5 protein-coding genes and 1 pseudogene are annotated in these 4,551 nt (G+C 70.0%); 4 read left to right on the top strand and 2 right to left on the bottom strand.

Translation table 11 applies throughout. The features are described 5' to 3' along the window. Together VG276_15435 and VG276_15430 are read left to right on the top strand one after the other, a co-directional pair. Nucleotides 1-215: group II intron maturase-specific domain-containing protein (locus VG276_15435; protein ID HEV8650747.1), on the top strand; the 215-nt coding region annotated here is incomplete at its 5' end. A gap of 152 nt (nt 216-367) precedes the next feature. Continuing rightward, nucleotides 368-853 carry an NUDIX domain-containing protein gene (locus VG276_15430; GenBank protein ID HEV8650746.1) on the top strand — a complete coding sequence of 162 codons (486 nt, stop codon included), beginning with the start codon at nt 368-370 and terminating at the stop codon, nt 851-853. 43 nt (nt 854-896) lie between these two features. Here the strand turns inward: VG276_15430 and VG276_15425 are convergent, their stop codons facing one another. Further along, entirely contained in the window at nt 897-1,424 is a 528-nt protein-coding gene (locus VG276_15425; protein HEV8650745.1) for an anthrone oxygenase family protein, read from the bottom strand. 130 nt (nt 1,425-1,554) lie between these two features. Beyond that, nucleotides 1,555-2,373 (bottom strand): NmrA family transcriptional regulator, encoded by an 819-nt coding sequence (locus VG276_15420; protein HEV8650744.1) that lies wholly within the window; start codon nt 2,371-2,373, stop codon nt 1,555-1,557. Between the two features lie 131 nt (nt 2,374-2,504). Here VG276_15420 and VG276_15415 point away from each other — a divergent pair. Continuing rightward, nucleotides 2,505-3,448: pseudogene (locus VG276_15415) on the top strand (AraC family transcriptional regulator). 393 nt (nt 3,449-3,841) lie between these two features. Further along, the coding region (locus VG276_15410; GenBank protein ID HEV8650743.1) for an ISAs1 family transposase at nt 3,842-4,551 on the top strand (710 nt) is incomplete at its 3' end.

Below are 4,551 nucleotides of genomic sequence, written 5' to 3'. Positions count from 1 at the left end.
GTGGCTGGATGCAGTATTACGGGGCGTTCTACCGCTCCGCGCTGAGTCCCGTCCTGCAGCGCATCAACGCCTACCTGATGCGCTGGCTCCGCGACAAGTACAAGCGGCTGCGACCCGTGAAGAAGGCCAAGGCGGCCTGGCTGCGCATCACCAGCCAGGACCCCAGGCTGTTTGCCCACTGGGCATGGTCGCCCCAGTCTTGGTGGTCAGGATGACAAGAGCCCGGTGACGGGAGACTGTCACGCCGGGATCTGTGGGAGCCCGGGGGTGAGATTCCCCCGGGCCACCCGACAGTTAGGAGGTAACGTGACCTTCGGGCCTCATACGCGCCGCGGCCACGCGGACGCAAGCGGCCCAGGAGGTGGCGGTGACGACCGACAAGTCCGGGCGAACGAGCGCCGGCATCCTGCTCTGGCGCCGCCGAGACAATCGCCTGGAGGTTCTTCTCGCTCACATGGGTGGTCCGTACTGGGTAAACAAGGACCTGGGTCACTGGACGATCCCGAAGGGCGAGGTAGAGGAGGGAGAGGAACTGGTTGCGGTCGCTCGCCGAGAGTTCGCGGAGGAAACCGGATACGAGCTCCCCGATACCCCTCTCATCGATCTCGGTGAGATCCGGCAGAAGTCGGGGAAGCTCGTCCTCGCGTGGGCGGCGCGGGGAGACCTGGACGCCGCGACCGCGGTCAGCAATACCTACGAGCTGGAGTGGCCGCCCCGGTCGGGGCGTGTGGAGACCTTCCCCGAGATCGACCGCGTCGAATGGTTCACCCTCGATGAGGCGCGTCGCAAGCTGAAGGCAGCGCAGGTTCCATTTCTCGATCGGCTCCAGACTGCCATCGCTGCCGATCGATAGCCCAACCGCCCGGTCATTCATTGGAGCGGTGCTGTGTGTCAGGTTACGCCCCGCCCGGTGTCACGATGCGCCCGTACAGAACAAGGGCCCAGGTGAGGCACCCAAATGCGGCCGTGGAGGCCGCCGCGCGGGCGAGGTTCCACCGCACCCAGGTCGCCTCGAAGCGCTCGCGCACCGCCGCAAGATCAGCGATACGGTCGGGGTCTCCAGCCGCGGCGAGTTGGTTGTTGAGCGGCACGTTGAACCCGATCGTGATGACCAGCGCCACCATGTACAGAACCAGCGCGGCCGCGATCCAGGGCAGCACCGGTCGCCCGTCTGAGCGCAGGTGCAGCACGGCGGCCACGGCGGTCAACAGCAACGCGCCGAAGAAGCTGACGACAAACCAACCGTTGAGGATCGCCACATTGATCCGCTGCATCACCGCAACGAAGGTCCGGTCGTCGGTGCGGCCCAGGCCAAGCATGACTGAGCAGGCGTAGGCGTAGAACAGGCCCGCCATCAGCCCCGTGGTGATCGTGGCCGCGACCAGCGCGGCGCCTCGAACCGACGCCAACATCGCATCCTCCATGGCTCGAATCGGACTTCCAGATATGAAAGGGACGTGCTTTCCGGCAGTAGTGGTGCTGCCCTGGGGGGGTGCATGCTCGACCGGGACTGGGGCGGCGCGGTGGCCGCGCCGCCCCAGTGCTCGGTCTGCGTCACCGGTCCCAGACGCCGGTGGCGGCGGCCGCCCGGGCATAGTCGCGGAAATCCCGAGGCGGGCGGCCGAGGGCGCGCTGGACGCCGTCGGAGAGGTGGGCGTTGCGGCCGTCCAGGACTTCGGTGAACAGCTCGATCAGCAGCTTCACGAACTCATCCGGGAGGCCGTCCTCCGTCAGCGCGGACGCGTACTGCTCCATGGAGACCGGCACATAGCGGATGGTTCGGCCGGTCGCCTTGGCGATCTCCCCAACCGCCTCCGCGAAGGTCAGCAGCCGCGGGCCCGTCACCTCATACAGCTGACCCACGTGCCGGTCATCGGTCAGCGCCGCGACCGCCACGTCGGCGATGTCCTCGGCGTCGATGAACGGCTCGGCGACCTGCCCGGCCGGGAACGCGAGCTCGCCGGCCAGCACCGGCTCCAGCCAGAAACTCTCGCTGAAGTTCTGGCTCATGAAGCTTGACCGCACCAGCGTCCAGTCGGCGCCGGAGTCCCGCACCGCCTGCTCGCCGCGCAGGGCGCCTTCCTCGTTGCGACCCGACAGCAGCACCAGCCGCCGGGCGCCGCTTGCCACCGCCAGGTCGGCGAACGTCCCGACCGTTTCGGCAGCCCCTGGGAATGCCAGGTCCGGGGCGTAGGTCGCATACACCGACGCCACGTTCTCTAGCGCGGGTGCCCAGGTGGCCTGGTCGTTCCAGTCGAACGGCGGCTCGCCGGAGGGGGTACCGATCCGGATCGGCAGGCCGCGGGCCCGCAGCCGCTGTGCCACCCGGCGGCCGGTCTTGCCCGTGCCGCCAACAACCAGTGTCGTGTTCACGTGCGTCTCCTCTCGTGTGGTTCGCTCCTTTCGCCAGTGAACGCCCAGGCGGTGAGACGAGCCATGGTTGAGAGGCTCGACTCCATGTTCCTGCGTCTACACTACGGGCCGATGGGTCTACACTGCGGCGCATGGACGCACTCACCGGCCTTCTGGACGGGCCGAGGGCCCGAGGAGCGTTCCTGCTCCGCTCGATCCTGGACCCGCCCTGGTCCATGCGGATCCAGGACCAGGCGCCGCTCACCCTGGTGGCCATGGTGCGCGGCGAGGCATGGGTGGTTCCCGACGGCGGCGACGCGGTACGGCTGCGCCCCGGAGATGTCGCGATCGTGCGCGGTCCGCATCCGTACACGGTCGCCGACGACCCCGCCACACCACCCCAGGTCGTGATCCACCCGGGGCAGCGCTGCACCACCCCAGAGGGGAGGACCTGGTCGAGGCGATGGAATGGCTGGGCGTCCGCACCTGGGGCAACAGCCCGGCCGGCTCGGCGGTGATGCTCAGCGGCACCTATGAGCTGCGCGGCGAGGTCAGCCAGCGGCTGCTGGGAGCGCTGCCGGCGATGCTGGTCTTCCCCGACGACGCCTGGGACTCTCCCCTCATCGGGTTGCTCGGCGAGGAGATCGTCAAGGACGAGCCGGGCCAGGAGGCGGTGCTCGACCGGCTGCTGGACCTGCTGCTCATCGCCGTCCTGCGCGCATGGTTCGCGCGCCCTGACGCCGAGGCGCCCGCCTGGTACCGAGCCAATGGTGATCCTGTCGTGGGCCGGGCCCTGCGGATGCTCCACAACAACCCGGCGCACCCGTGGACGGTGGCGACGCTGGCCGCCGAGGTCGGCGTGTCCCGCGCGGCGCTGGCCCGCCGCTTCACCGAGCTGGTCGGTGAGCCGCCGATGACGTTCCTCACCGGCTGGCGGCTGGCCCTGGCCGCCGATCTGCTGCGCGAGCCGGACGCCACCGTCGGGGCGGTGGCCCGGCAGGTCGGGTACGGCAGCCCCTTCGCGCTCAGCACCGCCTTCAAGCGCGTCCGCGGCATCAGCCCACAACAGCACCACGTCGGCGCATCCGCGAGGTGACTGCCGGTCCGCGGAGCCGTCACAGAAGCCACTACCTGACCGCTTGAAACACGTTCTATTGAGGGTGTCCGTGATGCTCTTCAGTGGGCATCCGTGGAGCTACCGGCCACAGGGCCTCGGCATAGTGCGGAGTTGTCTGGGTAGTCAGGTGAGGGTCGGTCTGGGTGAATGTGAGACAGGCACGGACTCCAGCGATCATGTGGGTGTCAACGCCCATGACCCCTCCGGAAGCCCGTACCTGCCTGCTCATCATCTCCCATTCCTGCGGTTGCCCAGCGGCTGGCCGCGCCCGCCGCGCTGGCACCCGACCAGTGCCGTGACCTGCTCGGCGACCTCGCCCAGATCGCCGACCCCCGCCAGCGACGTGGCCGACGGCACGCGCTGGGCGCGGTCTTGGCCGTCGCGGTCGCGGCCGTGCTGGCCGGCGCCAAGTCCCTCGCCGCGATCGGCGAGTGGGCGGCTGACGCGCCCCCGCCGGTCCTGGCCGCGCTCGGGGCGCGCCGCGACCCGCTGCGCCGGGTCTACCGCCCACCAGGGGAGGCCACCGTGCGCCGCGTGCTGGCCCGCGTCGACCCCGACGCGCTGGACCTGGTCATCGGCCGGTGGCTGGCCGACCAGCAGCCACCCCCACCCCAGCCGGCGTGGCGGCGGGCGGTCGCGGACGACGGCAAGACGCTGCGCGGCAGCGGCCACCACCCCGGCCCGCAGGTCCGTCTGCTCGCGGCGATGGACCACACCACCCGCGCGGTCCTCGCCCAGACCGACGTCGAGGCCACCACCAACGAGATCACCCAGTTCCAGCCGCTGCTGCAGCGGCTGGACCTCACCGGCACCGTGGTCACTGCCGATGCGCTCCACACCCAGCACGCCCACGCCGACTGGCTGGTCACCGCCAAGCAGGCCGCCTACGTCCTGATGGTGAAGGCCAACCAGCCTACCCTGCACCGCCAGCTGCGACGCCTGCCCTGGCCAGACATCCCCATCGCCGACCACACCCGCGACCGCGGCCATGGCCGGGTCCAGACTCGCCGCCTCCAGGTCACCACGATCGCCGGCCTCGACTTCCCCCACGCCACCCAGGCGATCCGCAGCACCCGCAGGGT

This window comes from Actinomycetes bacterium (assembly GCA_036000965.1).
Lineage (GTDB): Bacteria > Actinomycetota > CALGFH01 > CALGFH01 > CALGFH01 > DASYUT01.
Note: the sequence above shows the minus strand (reverse complement) of the source record. Positions and strands in the feature narration are given on the sequence as shown.